This is a genomic window from Yoonia vestfoldensis SKA53 (assembly GCF_000152785.1).
In the GTDB taxonomy this organism is placed as follows: Bacteria; Pseudomonadota; Alphaproteobacteria; order Rhodobacterales; family Rhodobacteraceae; genus Yoonia; species Yoonia vestfoldensis_A.
Genome location: NZ_CH672414.1, coordinates 1,327,339 through 1,342,111, shown reverse-complemented (window position 1 = coordinate 1,342,111; position 14,773 = coordinate 1,327,339). Strand labels below are relative to the sequence as shown.

Sequence of the window (14,773 nt, the reverse complement as noted above, 5' to 3'; positions counted from 1 at the left end):
CATACACGCGGCTTGGTTGTGTTTTACGGCATCCATTTTCAGTCGGTCAATGCCTTTCATGCATGCCTTGCCGGAAACCTTACCTAAAGGACAGGTTTCACCAAAGTGACGTTGTGTCACGGAATACATTACATGAGTTTCACGCGGTAAAGCCTTAAAATATGGTAAAAATAAGGCGAATTGTGACGAATCTGTGGCGTGTTTTCAACGGCCTTGCGCCGCCTCGAGAGACGCTTGCGCCTGCCCGCCGCCTGCGTGATCCGGCCTTGGCCCATGATCCGTCCTGCGCTTGATCCGGATGCGCCTGTTGTGGAAAAAATACACGCTTAAGGTGTAAACGACACCCCGCCACCGCCCGCCGCCTTGGCCAGCCCTTGACGAAGCTGCAGCGGCCAAAGACAGTCACGCAGGTACGATCAGGGGAGACAGCAGGCATGGCGGGCGCACTCGACGGGATCAGGGTTCTGGACCTGACCCGCATTCTGGCGGGGCCGACCTGCACCCAGTTGCTCGGCGATCTGGGGGCCGAGGTGATCAAGATCGAAAACCCCGCGACAGGGGGCGACGACACGCGCGGATGGGGCCCGCCCAATGTCTGTGACACAAACGGGCAACCGACCGATCTGTCGGCCTATTTCATGGCCGCCAATCGCAACAAGAAATCCGTCAGCATCGACATCAGCACAGAGCTTGGCCAGCAGCAGGTCCGTGCGCTGGCGCGGTCTGCCGATGTCGTGGTCGAAAACTTCAAACCCGGCGGATTGGCGAAATACGGTCTGGGGCCGGACGATTTGCTGACGCGCCAGCCGGGGCTTATCTATTGTTCGATCTCGGGATTTGGGCAGACCGGCCCGAACCGCGACAAACCGGGCTATGACCTGATGGCCCAAGGCTTTGGCGGTATCATGAGCCTAACCGGTGAACCTGACGGCGCCCCGATGAAGGTCGGCGTCGGTGTCGCCGATGTGATGTGCGGCATGTATGCGACTGTGGGCATTCTGGCCGCCTTGCGCCACAAGGAACACACCGGCGAAGGCCAGCATATCGACATCGCCTTGGTGGACAGCCAATTGGCTTGGCTGATCAACGAAGGCACCAATTACCTTGAATCGGGCGATCTGCCGCAGCGCCGTGGCAACGGGCATCCCAATATTGTCCCCTACCACGTTTTTGCCGTGGCCGATGGCCATGCGATCATCGCGGTCGGCAATGACAGCCAGTTCGCGCGGTTTTGCGATTTTCTGGGCTGTGCGGATATTGTCACTGATGCGCGTTTTGCCACCAATCTGGCGCGCACGCAGAACCGCGATGCCTTGCTTGCAGTGATCGGCCCACGGCTGGCTGCGCGCCCGCTGGCTGCGGTGATCGCAGGGCTGGAGGCGCGCAAGGTGCCCGTCGGCCCCGTCAACACCATTGATCTGGCTCTTGGGTCGGATCAGGCTCAAGCGCGCGACATGGTCGTGGCGATGCCGCGCGTGGATGTACAAAAAGGCCAGGTCCGGCTGTTGGGCAATCCGCTGAAACTGTCGCGCACGCCTGTGACATACCGTTTGCCGCCGCCGCATTGCGGTCAGGACAGCGAAGAGATACTCGCCCAACTGAGCCTTGATGACTGACCAAAGGATAAAACCATGAAAGCCGTCGCCCTGACCCGTTACCTGCCGGTGAGCGATCCGGCCTGTTTTGTCGATGTCGATCTGCCCCAATCCGTGCCAACCGGGCGCGACATTCTGGTCGCGGTCAAGGCGGTGTCGGTCAATCCGGTCGATACCAAGGTGCGCAAATCCAAGGGGGCTGACGTGGTTGAGAACCCGCCGCGCGTGCTGGGCTATGATGCCGCAGGCGTTGTTGCGGCCGTGGGGCCGGATGTGAAGCTGTTCGCTGTGGGCGACGAGGTCTATTATTCCGGCGACATCACGCGGTCAGGCTCGAACGCGGAATTCCAGCTGGTTGATGAACGTATCGTCGGGCGCAAGCCTGCGACCTTGGGCTTTGCGCAGGCTGCGGCCTTGCCGCTGACGACGATCACCGCTTACGAATCTTTCTTCGACCGGCTGGGCATCGACCGTGACGGGGCGGATGCGGGCCAAAGCATCCTGATCATCGGGGCAGGGGGCGGCGTCGGGTCTATCGGCATCCAGCTGGCCAAGGCGGCAGGGCTGGTCGTGATCGCCACTGCGTCACGGCCTGAAACCGCCGCTTGGGTCACCGCACTGGGGGCTGATCATGTGATCGACCATCGCGCCGATATGGTGGCACAGGTCCGCGCGCTGGGGCTGCATCATGTCGATCATATCGCCGTGTTCAACGACATGCGCCATTGGGAGGCTGCGGTCGAACTGATCCGCCCGCAAGGCGGGATCGTGTCCATCGACAACACCGATGTGCCGCTGCCTATGGCCGCGATGAAAACCAAGGCTGCCAGCCTGCATTGGGAATTCATGTTCGCCCGCGCGATGTTCCAGACCCCCGACATGATCGCGCAGCATCATTTGCTGACCTATGTCGCGGATGAAATCGACGCGGGCCGGTTGCGGACCACGCTTGATACCGTCCTGCGCCCGATCAACGCCGAAAACCTGCGCAAGGCCCATGCGATGATCGAAACCGGCACCGCCAAGGGCAAGATCGTGCTGGAACAATCCTGATTGCGCAGTGTTCCATCAAGACCACGTCGCAAGGCTGTGTAAAGACTTGTACCCTAAAACCCTTGTCAGGGTCTTGGGCCGTGCCTAGACATAAATTGATTTTTGACGCCAGAGTTGGACCTAAACCATGCTGAACCGCCGCCATTTCATCGTGACAGGCGCTGCCCTGTTTTCACAGCCGATTGCGGCGCAAACCTTGGCTGCGCCGGCCATCGACACGCTGACACAGGGCGAGATCGCAGCCGATCTGCCGGAATTCGCTGACCTGCCGCCACCGCCGCCGCCAGTATCCCCGCCAGAAATGTGGGCGGGCTGGGACCGGCGCGTCATACCTGCGAATTACGATCCGATGACGTCGAACCCCTGGGGGTTTCATCCGCGTTTCCTGCCAACGCTGGTGCAGGCCAATGACGGCTTGCGCGCCGGTGACATCCACGTCGATGCGGTTGCGCGCTATCTGTATCATGTGCGCGGTGACGGGACGGCGATGCGCTATGGCGTGGCGATCGCGCGGGGCAATCTGTACGAACCCGGCACCTATACGATCCGCCGCAAGGCGAAATGGCCGACATGGCGGCCGACCGATGCGATGATTGAACGTGACCCTGAAACCTATGCCCAGCATGCCAACGGGATGGACGGCGGGCCGGATAACCCCTTGGGGTCGCGGGCGCTCTATCTATTTGATGGCAACCGCGACACCTATCTGCGCATCCATGGCACCCCCAGCCCGCGGTCGATTGGCGGGCGGGCCAGTTCGGGCTGTGTGCGCATGGTGATGGCCCATATCATCGGGCTGTATGAAGAGGTGAACACCGGCGTCAGCGCCATTCTCTATCCCACCGAAAACGACATCACCGCCCGCAGCTAGGCGGCTGCGCCCGTTGCGGCGCAGCCAAAGGGGTCAGGTCGCGGCGGGTGCTGCCGGCGCTGTGGGTTGTTCGGCGCAGATCGCGTTGCCCCGCGCGGTGCGCAACGGCAGCAAGGTGGTCTCGACCGGGCCTGCATGTTCATACCAATAGCAATTGTCGTCTTCCAGAAACACGACCTGGTCGAGGTTCTGTCCCGGTGCCGCAATCGCACGCACGCTTTCGGGCAGGTCGGGCAGAAAGCGTGACCCGTTCGATGCAGTGCCGGTCGTTGCCATTTCGGTGCAGGCTGCCAGTGACATGCCTGCCAACAGCAGCAGTTTTGACCGAATATTCATCTGTATCCTCCAGTTATGCTTGGCCAAAGACCCTTTGGCTGTCGCGTGAGTGGCACCACCTTTGCCAATGCGCAACAGTGGGCGCGCAACATCTTTATTTTTTCTGTCAGGGCGTGGTTTGATCGTCCGTATAGTTTTTGCTTGCTTTTGTGGCAAACTGCACAACAATCAGGCAAATCATGTTCGACATGGCGTGGGCTTGACCAGCATGCGCCACGGCGGCTGGTGTCTTTGTCGGGCGCAAGAAAGTCTGTGTCTGTTAGGATTAAACCATCAACGGGGAAAAAAGATGTTCAATCGTACTTTTTTGGTTGTCGCGCTGACGGGGGCATCGGCCGTTCACGCACAGACTGATCTGCCTTTCACGCTCGACTGGCGTTTCGAAGGGCCGGCCGCGCCCTATTTTGCGGCCATCGATAATGGCAATTTCGCGGCCCTTGACCTGAATGTCACGGTCTCCGCCGGTGACGGGTCGCTTGACGCGATTCCAAAGGTGGCGACAGGTGCATTTCCTGTTGGCATGGCCGATATCAACAGCCTGATCAAGTTTCTGGACCAGAACCCCGGCGCGCCCGTGATCGGCGCGATGATGATCTATGACAAACCCCCTTTCGCGGTGATCGGGCGGCGCTCGCTCGGGATCGACGACACGCCCCAAAGCCTTGAAGGCAAGATTTTGGGCGCGCCGCCACCTGATGGTGCCTGGGCGCAATTCCCGATCTTTGCGGCTGAAAATGGGTTGGACACCGCGGCAATCACCGTGGAACCCGTGGGCTTTCCAACGCGCGAACCGATGCTGGCCGAAGGCAATGTGGCCGCGATCACCGGATTTTCGTTCACATCCTACCTGAACACCGCCCGTCTGGGCGTGCCAGAGGATGATCTGGTCACGCTGCTGATGGCCGATCACGGTGTCGATCTTTATGGCAATGTGATCATCGTGAACACCGATTTCGCCGCATCCAACGCCGAGGTGGTCGCCAACTTTCTGCAAGGTGTCGCCGAAGGCTGGGCCACCGCCATCGCAGACCCCGAAGCCGTGATCCCGATGCTGATCGAACGTAACCCAGCTGCTGATGCAGCGTTGGAACTGCGCCGCCTGCAATTGTCCATTCAGGACAATGTGGCGACCGATTGGGTCATGGCCAACGGGTTCGGCATCATTGATGACGCACGTATGGCCAATGCGATAGAGCAGATCGCCACGACCTATGCGTTCGTCAACACGCCAGATGCATCCATGTATTTCACCAGCGCCTATCTGCCCGAGGGCGGATTCTCACTGGCCGAATGACCTTGGATAACCTGATTGACATCACGGGGGTGCGGCATGCGTATCGCACCGCCTCTGGCCCTTTGCCGGTGCTGGACGGGCTTGAATTGTCCGTGCCGGAAGGGGGCTTTGTCGCCGTTGTTGGCCCGTCGGGCTGTGGGAAATCCACCCTGACGCGGCTGATCGCAGGCCTTTTGATCCCCGATCAGGGCGAGGTGCGGGTGCATGGCACCCGCATCACCGCCCCGCGGTCGAATGTTGGCATGGCGTTCCAGAATCCCGTGCTGTTGGAATGGCGCACGATCCTGCAAAACGTGCTGCTGCCGCTGGAAATCGTGCCAACCAAGCTGAGCCGCGCGCAGGGCGAAGACCGCGCGCGCAAATTGCTGGCGTTGGTGGGTCTGGAAGGGTTCGAAAACAAGCGCCCGTCCGAATTGTCCGGCGGCATGAAACAGCGCGCGTCGCTGTGCCGTGCGCTGATCCATGCGCCAGAGGTGCTGATCCTGGACGAACCTTTCGGCGCGCTCGATGCTTTTACCCGCGAAGACCTGTGGCAGATCATGCACCGCGTGAAGGCCGAAGAACCCTTTACCGGCGTGCTGATCACCCATGATCTGCGCGAATCCATCTTTCTGGCCGATCAGGTCGTGGTCTTGTCGGGCCGGCCTGCACGCACGCAATATGTGCTGGATATCCCCGATACCGGCCTGCGCACGCTGGACCACCTTTATACCCCCGAGGCTGCAACCATGCTCAACACCCTGCGCCACCAGATCGAGGTCGCCCAAGGCCGCGTCCCCGCCGAGGCATCGGCATGACCGCGCGGCAGGTCTATGTGCCGGTCGCGGCGCTGCTGATCTTTTTGGCAGCATGGGAAGCTTTGGTCTGGGTCATGGGCTGGCCCACGTTCAAGATGGCCGCGCCCAGCGATCTGCCCCCCGCCTATGCCAAATATTGGGAATTGTTCCTGACGATGGGCTGGCAGACCCTGTGGCGTACGGTGGCGGGGTTGTTGCTGGCGGTCGTGTTCGGCACGGCGCTGGGCATGGTCATGGGCTTTTCACGCACCATGCGCGATGCGCTTTATCCGCTGTTGGTCGGTTTCAACGCGGTGCCAAAGGCGACTGTGGTGCCGATCGTGGCGCTGATGTTCGTGGGCTGGCACGATTTCAACACGGTGCTGATCGCCTTCATGATCAGTTTCTTCCCGATCGCGGTGTCGGTCTCGATCGGGCTGTCCACGCTGGAACCCGAATACCGCGATATCCTGCGGTCCTTGGGTGCATCGCAATCGACGATTTTCTGGAAAATTGCGCTGCCCAAGACGCTGCCCGAATTCTTTGGCGCGTTGAAAGTATCGGTCACACTGGCCTTTATTGGCACCAATTTGATGGAAATCGTGTCGCCGCATGGGCGCGGTCTGGGGGCGCTGTTCGACAGCGGCAAGACCAATTCGGACTATCCGTTGATGTTTGCTGTGCTGATCGCCTTGGCGCTGTTGGGGATCTTGCTGTATTATATCGTGGTCGCGCTGGAAAAAACCTTTGCAGGATGGGCGGATCGCAGCAACATCTAGCGCAAGGGTCTATTTGTCGTTGCGCGACCGGCCTTTTGCATAAAGATGCCTGTTCAGCTTGATAAAATCGCGGATCAGCCGCCCCAATACGCCGGCTGACCGCCCTTTGAGATAGGCATAGCCCGCCAGCGCGCTCATCACCGCGCCGATGGCATCGGTGATGAGGTCAATCATCGTGTCATCGACGCTTTTCTGCATGCTCATGCCAAATAATTGGTCCATCCCATATTCGAAAATCTCCCAGACCGCACCGATGCTTAGCGCAAAGGTAAAGGACAAAAAGGCGATGGCACCGGGCGGCGCGGCGAACCTGTCACCGGCGAACAGCATATAGATGAACAAAAAGCCGATCATCCCCAGCGCCACTGCGGACGACCCATGCAGCGCCATATCCCACCACCAAATCCGGTAATAGATGTCGAAAACCTCGCCAAAGATCAGCGAGGCGATGATAAAAGCAACCGTGGCGACCAGAAACGGCAGCGGCAGCGCGATATTGTACTGCGACGCCAGCAGGATCGGCGCCATCGACAGGAAAAATGCCAGCGTCGACATCGCCGCCAGCGGCCACCAGCCTTGCGATGCCGCCCAGACCGCGGCCAGCGCCAGCGCGACCCAGATCGGGGCCATCAGCCGCATGCGTGTGTTGTTATGCTCTGACGCTTGGGTCATTTTGCTGTCTCTTTCATCCGCGCAGGGCGTGCCTATATCATGGGTATGTTACCCGTCACTCACAAGTCACGCCCCTTGCGGCTGGCATCTTATAACATCCGCAAGGCCAAAGGCGTTGATGGGCGCTATGATCCGGGCCGGATCGTAGATATTCTGGCGGGCCTCGACGCCGATGTCATCGCCTTGCAAGAGGCGGATTTCAGATGGCGTGGGAGGCCCGGGGCCTTGTCGCCTGATATGATCAGGCAACACACGGATTACGATCTGGTTCCGGTCACCACGCAGGGCGACAGTCTGGGCTGGCACGGCAATGCGGTGCTGGTCCGGCGCGGCAGTCTTGTGACGGATGTCAAACGCCTGATTCTGCCGGGGTTGGAACCGCGCGGGGCCTTGCGCATCGACATGGATGCAGGTGGGCCGTTCAGCGTGATCGCCACCCATCTGGGCCTGACCCGGTTTCATCGCCAGCGCCAGCTGGCCGCGATCAGCGCCGCGGTCGCCCCTGACGGGCGGCCCACGGCGGTTTTGGGGGATTTCAACGAATGGTCGGCCACGCGCGGGTTGGACCCGTTGCGCGCCGACTTTACCGTCCATGCGCCGGGCAAATCGTTTCATGCCGCCATGCCGATGGCCGCATTGGACCGGATCGCGCTGGGCCGTGGCCTGACGCTGACCGATGGTGGCGTCGTGCAGACACGGCAAAGCCTGCGTGCCTCGGACCATCTGCCGATCTGGGGTGATGTGCTGATCACCCGCGCCTCCTGATTGACGCAGGTCAAGGGCAGGGCGCGCGATACATGGCATCATCGCGCATCCCAACCGCCAAGGAGGACCCGCGATGACCAAAGACACCAACAAAGACGGATTTGCGCCCGACGTGCTGGACACGCTGGCAGCCGTGGCACCTGCCGCAACCTGGATGCACCCCGCATGGATCGCGATCATGACACAGGTCAGCACCGCGCTTGCGACCTTCGTCACGGCCCGTTTCAAAGAAGATCTTGACTTGCAGCAGGCCCTGTTGCGTTGCAAATCGCTGGCCGAGGCCCAGCATGTGCAGGCCGCGTTCATCCAAAAAGCGATTAACCAGTATCAGGCCGAAACCGGCAAGCTGATCACGATCACCGGCAAAATGGCGGCAGAACAGCACCCCGTCGCTGACTGACCTGCCAAGGACCAGCGCCGGACGCCAAGACCCGGCGCTGCCCGCTCAATGCGACAGCAGGACGGCGTGATCTGTCTGGCTGATCACGATCTGCGTGGTGCCACCCAGAATACGCTGGCGCGCGCGCGAATGGACATAGGCGCCCATCACGATCAGGTCTGCGCCGATTTCACCCGCGCGGGCCAGAATGCAGCTGCCGGTATCCTGCCCCGCGCTGGGCGATTGTTGCAAGGTGACGGTGCAGCCATGCCGCGTCAGCCAAGTGGCGACATCGCTGCCGGGGTTCTGGCCTTCGGGTCCATGTGGGTTGGGATCAACGACAAGGATGGTGACCTGTGCGGCCTGCCGCAGGATCGGCAAGGCGCGGTGCAATGCGCGCAGCGCAGGCAGGCTGCCGTCCCACGCCAGCATCGGGTGCTTGGCCTGCAGCACCCGATCGACCCCCGCCGCGTTCAGCGCGACAGCAACCGGCGTTTTGAACAGCACCCCTTCCAGCGCTTGCTGGAATGTCAGGCTTGCATCTGCCAGCGCCGGATCGATCAGCACGACATCGCACAGCGCCGCGCGGGCCGCGATCTGGTCATCCAACACCGAGGCTTCGCCATAGGCAGACGTGACATCACCGGCGACACCCGCCGTCTGCAACAGTTTTTCGATCACATCGGCGCGATCAGCGACTTCGCTGCCGCCGGCCTGATAGGTTTCGTGCCAGTTTTCGGGAAAGATGATCGGCCCGTAAGGCGCGGACCCATAGGCCCACATCGGCAGGGACGGGGCGGCACCGACCACCAGCACCGACAGATGCACGCCATCTGCGGGCAGGCTGGTGATATAATGGCGGATGCGGTCGTCGGAACAGGTGGCATCGACGACGATCAGGGCTGTCAAACGGTCCATGGTGATTTCCTTTATGTTGCAGCGCGCGACACTATCGCACGTTCTTTATGCATCGCAGATCGGCGGGGATGCTGCCTTGACGCAAATCAACCAGCAGTGCAGCCCGCGCTTGCCCAGCTCGTGGCGATATGCGACCCAAGGGCAGTGCCGCCCGCCCCGTGATCCAAGGAAAACATGTCCGCCACCCGATTGCAAACCGCACCGGATATGTCCGGCCAAGTCCGCTTTGACAGCGATGGCGCGCGGCTGTCGGTGCAGGGGCGGCTGACAATCGACAGCTTTGAGCATCTGGACCGCGACGTCATCGCGCAGCAGGCATCACGGGCCGAGGTGGTCGATATCGCGCAGCTGTCGCATATGGATACGGCTGGTGCGTGGTTCTTGCTGGATCTCGCAGGCCGGACATCTGCCGGTGCGGCGTCGGTGATCACCGGGGCCAGTGATGCGCAGACCCTGCTGATCGAAGCCGTGCGCACCAACCTGCCACCGAAAGCTGCAGGCGCAAAGCCGGCGGTGCGGCTGGTGGACCATTTTGAAACGCTGGGGCGCCGTGTTGCGCTGGCGGGCAGTCACGCACTGGAGATGCTGTCGTTTCTTGGCCAGGTCATCGCCGCCATGGCGCGGGTAATCCGGCATCCGCGCGCATTGCGGCTGACCTCTGTCGTGCATCATTGCCAGCAGGTCGGCCTGCAGGCTGTGCCGATTGTGGCGCTGATGGCGTTTTTGATCGGGGTCGTGCTGGCGTTCCAGGGTTCTGCGCAATTGCGCCAGTTCGGGGCCGAGGTGTTCGTGGTAGACCTGATCGCCATTTCGATCCTGCGCGAATTGGGCATCCTGCTGACCGCGATCATTGTGGCGGGGCGGTCGGGGTCGGCCTTTACCGCCGCCATCGGGTCAATGAAAATGCGCGAGGAAATCGACGCCATGCGCACGCTCGGGCTTGATCCGGTCGCGATTCTGGTTGTGCCGCGCGTTTTGGCGCTGGTGCTGATGTTGCCCGCGCTGGGGCTGATCGCCAATGTATCGGGGCTGTTTGGTGGCGCGTTGATGTCGTGGATCGAACTTGACGTGTCGCCCGCGGTGTTTCAGGCACGCTTGGTCAGCAATACCGATGTCTGGCACTTCAATGTCGGCATGATCAAGGCGCCGGTCTTTGCGCTCATCATCGGGATCATCGGCTGTTACCAAGGCATGAAGGTGGGCGGCGACGCCGAAAGCCTGGGGCGGCAGACATCTGCATCAGTGGTCATGGCGATTTTCATGGTGATCGTGGCGGATGCGCTGTTTTCGATCTTTTTCGCGATTGTGGGGGTGTGATGCCAAGCGATCCCAACATTGATCCGATCATCCGTGTGCGGGGGCTGGTGACGCGCTTTGGCACGACCGTGGTGCATGACGGGCTGGACCTTGATGTCAAACGCGGCGAGATTATCGGCGTCGTGGGCGGGTCGGGGACCGGCAAATCGGTGCTGTTGCGGTCCATCGTCGGGCTGCTCAAACCCGCCGAAGGCCAGATCGAGGTGTTCGGCCAGAATGTGCGCGACACCGATGCCGATGATTACCGCGCGCTGCGGCGGCGCTGGGGTGTCATGTTTCAGGATGGCGCGCTGTTTTCATCGCTGAGCGTGCGCCAGAACGTCGAAGCGCCGATGCGCGAACAACTGGACCTTGATGACGATCTGCGCGCCTTGCTGGCGGGCATCAAGGTGCGGATGGTCGGGCTACCGAACAAGGCGCAGGACAATTACCCGTCTGAATTGTCAGGGGGGATGCGCAAAAGGGCGGGTTTTGCCCGCGCCATCGCACTTGATCCCGAAATTGTGTTTCTGGATGAACCGACGGCGGGGCTTGACCCGATTGGCGCCGCGGCTTTCGATACCTTGATCAAGCAATTGCAGCTATCACTGGGGCTGACGGTGTTTCTGGTGACCCATGATCTGGACAGTCTGCACGCGATCTGCGACCGGATCGCGGTGCTGGCCGATAAAAAAGTGCTTGCCGTCGGCACGATGCAAGAGATGCTGGCCCTTGATCATCCTTGGGTGCATGAATATTTCCACGGCCCGCGCGCAAGGGCCGCCACCCCGGTGGCCAAGCCGAAAGAGACTGAGTGATGGAAACCCGTGCCAATTTCATCCTGATCGGGATTTTCACGCTGGCGGCCATGCTTGGCACGCTGGGGTTTTTTATCTGGCTCGCCTCGGTCCAGCTGGACCGGCAATACGTGACGTATGGCATCTTGCTTGATGATGTCAGCGGGCTGGATGCTGCGGGTGCGGTCACCTATAACGGGATCGCGGTCGGGTCTGTGATCGGGTTGCGCATCTTCGAGGATGATCCGTCCAAGGTTTTCACCATCATTCAGGTTGACGCAGCCACGCCGGTCAGCACCGCCACGATCGCGCAGCTGCAATCGCAGGGGGTGACAGGGGTCGCCTTTATTTCGCTTTCGGCGACCGATGGCGTGGCTGCGCCGATCGATACATTCGCAGGCGGGCTGCCGATCATCGATTCCAAACGGTCCACGGTGCAGGCGCTGGTCGAGGATGCGCCGAACCTTCTGGCCGAGGCGCGGCTTTTGTTGCAGCAGGTGCAGGGCTTTGCGGGTGCAGAAAATCAGGCGTTGGTCGCGGATATCCTGCGCAACCTGTCGCGCACCACGGGCCGGCTGGATCAGGCGCTCAGCGATTTTTCCGAAATCAGCGGCACGGTACGGGATGCGACCGCGCAGATCACCCAGTTCACCGAACGGCTGGACACAATCGGCGAGGCGGTGGAAATCACCTTGCGCAGCACCGACAGCGCGCTGGTTGCCGTGCAACAGGCGTTTGTATCCGCCGATGTGGTGCTGAACACGACCGGCCCGATGCTGGACCGTGCGGATGGGGCATTTACGCTGGCGGAAAACTTGCTGCGTGAGCAGATCCCGATGATCCTTGCGCAGGTGTCCGAGACTGTGCTGCAAACGAATGCGGCGGTGCAGGATATTCAGACCCGCACGGGCCGGACGCTGGACGGGTTTGGGGAAACGGCGGCGCTGCTGAACGCGCGCTTGGTCGAGCTGGAAACAACGCTGGCCGATGCGACGATTGCTTTTGACGCCGTCACAACTGCGTCCGAAAGCCTGGAGGTGCTGGTCGAAGGCGACGGTGCCGCCTTGATCGCCGAAGTGCGCGCCGCCGTGGCCACCGTGGAAACCGTGGTCAATACCGACCTGCCGTTGATCGTGGCCGATGTGCGCCGCGCGGTGCAGACAGCCTCTGTCGCGGTCGAGGATGTGGCCGCCGATGTGACAGGTTTCACCGGGCGGCTGACGCCCTTGGCCGATGATGGTCAGGCTGCATTGACCGCCGCCACCGATCTGATCGCGCAGGCGCAGACATCCCTTGCGGCGCTGAATACCACGCTGGGCGTGGTGGACGGCGCGCTGGGGTCGGCGCAGACAACCTTTGATACCGCCAATGACGTGTTGCAGACCGACCTTGGGCCGGTTCTGTCCGATCTGCGCGTCTCCGCCGAACGGATCAGCACCGCGGTCGAGGATGTGACCGCCGACGTGCCGGCCATCGCTGCCGATCTGCGCGCCTTGATCGCGCGGGCCGATCAAGTGATGGTGCAGGTGCAGGATGCCGTCGCCCAAGCGGCGCCGGGGATCAGCGATTTCTCGACTGGCGGCTTGACCGAACTCAGCCGCCTTGCCACCGAGGCGCGCGGGCTTGTTGCAACGCTGAACACGCTGACGCGGCGGATCGGAAACGATCCTGCGGGCTTCATCCTCGACAACCGCGTTCCCGAATACCGGAGATGACATCATGACCCCAATCCAACTGACACGTAGACTGGCCATGTTCGGTGGGGCTATGGCCCTGGGCGGATGCAGTGCCGTGTCGGCGCTGAATGCGGCGGGTACCGCGCTGGACACCTATGACCTGATCCCGCCCAGCGGCGGCACGACAGGGCGCCAGACGCGGCGGACCTTGTTGGTCGCCTTGCCAGATGCGACCGCGGCGATCAGCACGGACCGGATCTTGGTCCGGCCCGATGCGGCTGCGATCACCTATCTGCCCGATGGGCGCTGGACGTCTGAACTGCCCCGTGTGGTGCAGTCGCTTTTGGTGCGGGCGATCTCTGGCACGGGCCGGATCGGCTATGTCGGACCAGCGGAAGGCGGGCCTGTGCCAGACAGCGCGCTGTTGACCCGCGTCGATGCGTTCGACGTGACCATTGGTGCAGATCGCATGCCTGTGGCTGCGATCGATATCACCCTGACCGTGCTGAATGACCGCGACCAGCGGGTGATCGGCTCGCGCCGGTTCAGCCAGTCGGTGCCTGTCGCCGGTGACAGCCCTGCCGCCATCGTCGCGGGGTTTCAGGCACTGGTGGATGCGCTGCTGCCCGCCATGGCCGATTGGGTGCTGGACCGCGCCTGACAGGCCCGCCCTGTGAAGTTTTTGTAAAACCGCGCAAAGCGGCTTGCTGCGTTTTATATTTCGTATATTTGTGAAATATGGAAAAAGAAATCAGCACCCGCCTGACGACCCTTGGCCATCCCCAGCGGCTGGCCGTGTTCCGCCTGTTGATGCGGCGCTATCCCGACCGCGTGCCAGCGGGCGAGTTGGCGCAGGCACTGGATATCAAGCCATCGACCCTGTCGGCCTATCTGTCCGCGCTGATGCAGGCCGGTCTTGTTACACAGGACCGAGCTGCCACATCGCTGCAATATTCCATCGCTATGGCAGCGGTGAACCAGACCTTTGATTACCTTTTCAATGATTGTTGTCGGGGCAGGCCCGACCTTTGCGCACCCGCGCCACTTGGACATGATCGCATGACACGGACAAAGTATGACGTGCTTTTCATCTGCACCGGGAATTCCGCCCGCTCGATCTTTGCCGAATCGATCCTGCGCAAAGAGGCGGGTGATCGTTTCATCGCCCATTCAGCAGGCACTTTGCCCCGGTCAGAACTGAACCCCTTCGCGCTGGCAGTCTTGCAGCAAAAAGGCCACGATGTGACCCTGCTGCAATCCAAGAATGTCGGAGCCTTCATGGGGCTGGATGCACCGGTGTTCGATTTTGTCTTTACCGTCTGCGACCAAGCCGCGAACGAGGAATGCCCTGCATGGTCCGGCCAGCCCGTCAGCGCGCATTGGGGCATGCCCGATCCGGTCAAGGCCACCGGCACGGATGCCGAGAAAAGCCTTGCCTTCCAGCGCGCCTACGGGGCCTTGGCCAACCGGATCAAGCTGTTCACAGCCCTGCCCATCGCCAGCCTTGACCGGTTGTCGCTGCAAAAAGCGGTCGATCAGATCGCGCAATCCCCGTCGGAGATATGA

Annotated in this window: 16 protein-coding genes; 13 read left to right on the top strand and 3 right to left on the bottom strand. The window is 61.5% G+C overall.

Annotation, left to right across the window (positions count from 1 at the left end; genetic code table 11):
• The first annotated feature begins 434 nt into the window (after positions 1-434).
• The 3 genes from SKA53_RS06640 (at position 435) to SKA53_RS06630 (ending at position 3,519) form a co-directional block, all read left to right on the top strand.
• Positions 435-1,616, top strand: a complete 1,182-nt coding sequence (locus SKA53_RS06640) for a CaiB/BaiF CoA transferase family protein (RefSeq protein WP_007205327.1) — start codon at positions 435-437, stop codon at positions 1,614-1,616.
• A gap of 15 nt (positions 1,617-1,631) precedes the next feature.
• The gene (locus SKA53_RS06635) at positions 1,632-2,648 is read left to right on the top strand and encodes a zinc-binding alcohol dehydrogenase family protein (protein WP_007205326.1); all 1,017 of its coding nucleotides are present in this window, start codon (positions 1,632-1,634) and stop codon (positions 2,646-2,648) included.
• Between the two features lie 127 nt (positions 2,649-2,775).
• Positions 2,776-3,519 (top strand): L,D-transpeptidase, encoded by a 744-nt coding sequence (locus tag SKA53_RS06630; RefSeq protein ID WP_007205325.1) that lies wholly within the window; start codon positions 2,776-2,778, stop codon positions 3,517-3,519.
• 33 nt (positions 3,520-3,552) lie between these two features.
• On the opposite strand, the gene SKA53_RS06625 is transcribed toward SKA53_RS06630, so the two are convergent.
• A complete protein-coding gene (locus SKA53_RS06625; RefSeq protein ID WP_007205324.1) occupies positions 3,553-3,855 on the bottom strand; it encodes a hypothetical protein in 303 nt (100 codons plus the stop codon).
• Between the two features lie 289 nt (positions 3,856-4,144).
• Here SKA53_RS06625 and SKA53_RS06620 point away from each other — a divergent pair, with 289 nt between their 5' ends.
• From SKA53_RS06620 to SKA53_RS06610, 3 genes are read left to right on the top strand one after another with little or no spacing between them, the layout of a single operon-like run.
• A complete protein-coding gene (locus SKA53_RS06620) occupies positions 4,145-5,149 on the top strand; it encodes an ABC transporter substrate-binding protein (RefSeq protein WP_007205322.1) in 1,005 nt (334 codons plus the stop codon).
• Positions 5,146-5,946, top strand: coding sequence for an ABC transporter ATP-binding protein (locus SKA53_RS06615; RefSeq protein ID WP_007205321.1), 801 nt, complete (start codon positions 5,146-5,148; stop codon positions 5,944-5,946). The genes SKA53_RS06620 and SKA53_RS06615 overlap by 4 nt, the downstream gene beginning before the upstream one ends.
• Positions 5,943-6,704 (top strand): ABC transporter permease, encoded by a 762-nt coding sequence (locus SKA53_RS06610; protein ID WP_007205320.1) that lies wholly within the window; start codon positions 5,943-5,945, stop codon positions 6,702-6,704. The genes SKA53_RS06615 and SKA53_RS06610 overlap by 4 nt, the downstream gene beginning before the upstream one ends.
• Positions 6,705-6,713: 9 nt before the next feature.
• Here the strand turns inward: SKA53_RS06610 and SKA53_RS06605 are convergent, their stop codons facing one another.
• On the bottom strand, positions 6,714-7,376 hold the full coding sequence (locus SKA53_RS06605; RefSeq protein WP_007205319.1) for a hypothetical protein: 663 nt from the start codon (positions 7,374-7,376) through the stop codon (positions 6,714-6,716).
• A 39-nt stretch (positions 7,377-7,415) separates the two neighbouring features.
• On the opposite strand from SKA53_RS06605, the gene SKA53_RS06600 reads away from it, so the two are divergent.
• Both SKA53_RS06600 and SKA53_RS06595 read left to right on the top strand, forming a co-directional pair.
• Entirely contained in the window at positions 7,416-8,141 is a 726-nt protein-coding gene (locus tag SKA53_RS06600) for an endonuclease/exonuclease/phosphatase family protein (protein WP_347360059.1), read from the top strand.
• 73 nt (positions 8,142-8,214) lie between these two features.
• Positions 8,215-8,541: a phasin family protein gene (locus tag SKA53_RS06595; RefSeq protein WP_007205317.1), complete on the top strand. Its 327-nt coding sequence runs from the start codon at positions 8,215-8,217 to the stop codon at positions 8,539-8,541.
• 45 nt (positions 8,542-8,586) lie between these two features.
• Here the strand turns inward: SKA53_RS06595 and SKA53_RS06590 are convergent, their stop codons facing one another.
• A complete protein-coding gene (locus tag SKA53_RS06590; RefSeq protein WP_007205316.1) occupies positions 8,587-9,438 on the bottom strand; it encodes a universal stress protein in 852 nt (283 codons plus the stop codon).
• 174 nt (positions 9,439-9,612) lie between these two features.
• On the opposite strand from SKA53_RS06590, the gene SKA53_RS06585 reads away from it, so the two are divergent.
• The 5 genes from SKA53_RS06585 (at position 9,613) to SKA53_RS06565 (ending at position 14,773) form a co-directional block, all read left to right on the top strand.
• Positions 9,613-10,755, top strand: a complete 1,143-nt coding sequence (locus SKA53_RS06585; RefSeq protein ID WP_007205315.1) for an ABC transporter permease — start codon at positions 9,613-9,615, stop codon at positions 10,753-10,755.
• Positions 10,755-11,552 (top strand): ABC transporter ATP-binding protein, encoded by a 798-nt coding sequence (locus tag SKA53_RS06580; protein WP_007205314.1) that lies wholly within the window; start codon positions 10,755-10,757, stop codon positions 11,550-11,552. The genes SKA53_RS06585 and SKA53_RS06580 overlap by 1 nt, the downstream gene beginning before the upstream one ends.
• On the top strand, positions 11,552-13,246 hold the full coding sequence (locus SKA53_RS06575; protein WP_007205313.1) for an MlaD family protein: 1,695 nt from the start codon (positions 11,552-11,554) through the stop codon (positions 13,244-13,246). Before SKA53_RS06580 ends, SKA53_RS06575 begins: the two co-directional genes overlap by 1 nt.
• Before the next feature lie 4 nt (positions 13,247-13,250).
• Positions 13,251-13,868 (top strand): ABC-type transport auxiliary lipoprotein family protein, encoded by a 618-nt coding sequence (locus SKA53_RS06570; RefSeq protein ID WP_040482826.1) that lies wholly within the window; start codon positions 13,251-13,253, stop codon positions 13,866-13,868.
• A gap of 77 nt (positions 13,869-13,945) precedes the next feature.
• Positions 13,946-14,773 carry a helix-turn-helix domain-containing protein gene (locus SKA53_RS06565; protein WP_007205311.1) on the top strand — a complete coding sequence of 276 codons (828 nt, stop codon included), beginning with the start codon at positions 13,946-13,948 and terminating at the stop codon, positions 14,771-14,773.

Bases quoted from the DNA above. Each gene is read 5' to 3' on its own strand.
- SKA53_RS06580 (WP_007205314.1), top strand. From the start codon at position 10,755: ATGCCAAGCGATCCCAACATTGATCCGATCATCCGTGTGCGGGGGCTG.
- SKA53_RS06630 (WP_007205325.1), top strand. From the start codon at position 2,776: ATGCTGAACCGCCGCCATTTCATCGTGACAGGCGCTGCCCTGTTTTCA.
- SKA53_RS06585 (WP_007205315.1), top strand. From the start codon at position 9,613: ATGTCCGCCACCCGATTGCAAACCGCACCGGATATGTCCGGCCAAGTC.
- SKA53_RS06620 (WP_007205322.1), top strand. From the start codon at position 4,145: ATGTTCAATCGTACTTTTTTGGTTGTCGCGCTGACGGGGGCATCGGCC.
- SKA53_RS06640 (WP_007205327.1), top strand. From the start codon at position 435: ATGGCGGGCGCACTCGACGGGATCAGGGTTCTGGACCTGACCCGCATT.
- SKA53_RS06600 (WP_347360059.1), top strand. From the start codon at position 7,416: ATGGGTATGTTACCCGTCACTCACAAGTCACGCCCCTTGCGGCTGGCA.
- SKA53_RS06570 (WP_040482826.1), top strand. From the start codon at position 13,251: ATGACCCCAATCCAACTGACACGTAGACTGGCCATGTTCGGTGGGGCT.
- SKA53_RS06610 (WP_007205320.1), top strand. From the start codon at position 5,943: ATGACCGCGCGGCAGGTCTATGTGCCGGTCGCGGCGCTGCTGATCTTT.
- SKA53_RS06565 (WP_007205311.1), top strand. From the start codon at position 13,946: ATGGAAAAAGAAATCAGCACCCGCCTGACGACCCTTGGCCATCCCCAG.
- SKA53_RS06590 (WP_007205316.1), bottom strand. From the start codon at position 9,438: ATGGACCGTTTGACAGCCCTGATCGTCGTCGATGCCACCTGTTCCGAC.
- SKA53_RS06605 (WP_007205319.1), bottom strand. From the start codon at position 7,376: ATGACCCAAGCGTCAGAGCATAACAACACACGCATGCGGCTGATGGCC.
- SKA53_RS06575 (WP_007205313.1), top strand. From the start codon at position 11,552: ATGGAAACCCGTGCCAATTTCATCCTGATCGGGATTTTCACGCTGGCG.
- SKA53_RS06615 (WP_007205321.1), top strand. From the start codon at position 5,146: ATGACCTTGGATAACCTGATTGACATCACGGGGGTGCGGCATGCGTAT.
- SKA53_RS06625 (WP_007205324.1), bottom strand. From the start codon at position 3,855: ATGAATATTCGGTCAAAACTGCTGCTGTTGGCAGGCATGTCACTGGCA.
- SKA53_RS06595 (WP_007205317.1), top strand. From the start codon at position 8,215: ATGACCAAAGACACCAACAAAGACGGATTTGCGCCCGACGTGCTGGAC.
- SKA53_RS06635 (WP_007205326.1), top strand. From the start codon at position 1,632: ATGAAAGCCGTCGCCCTGACCCGTTACCTGCCGGTGAGCGATCCGGCC.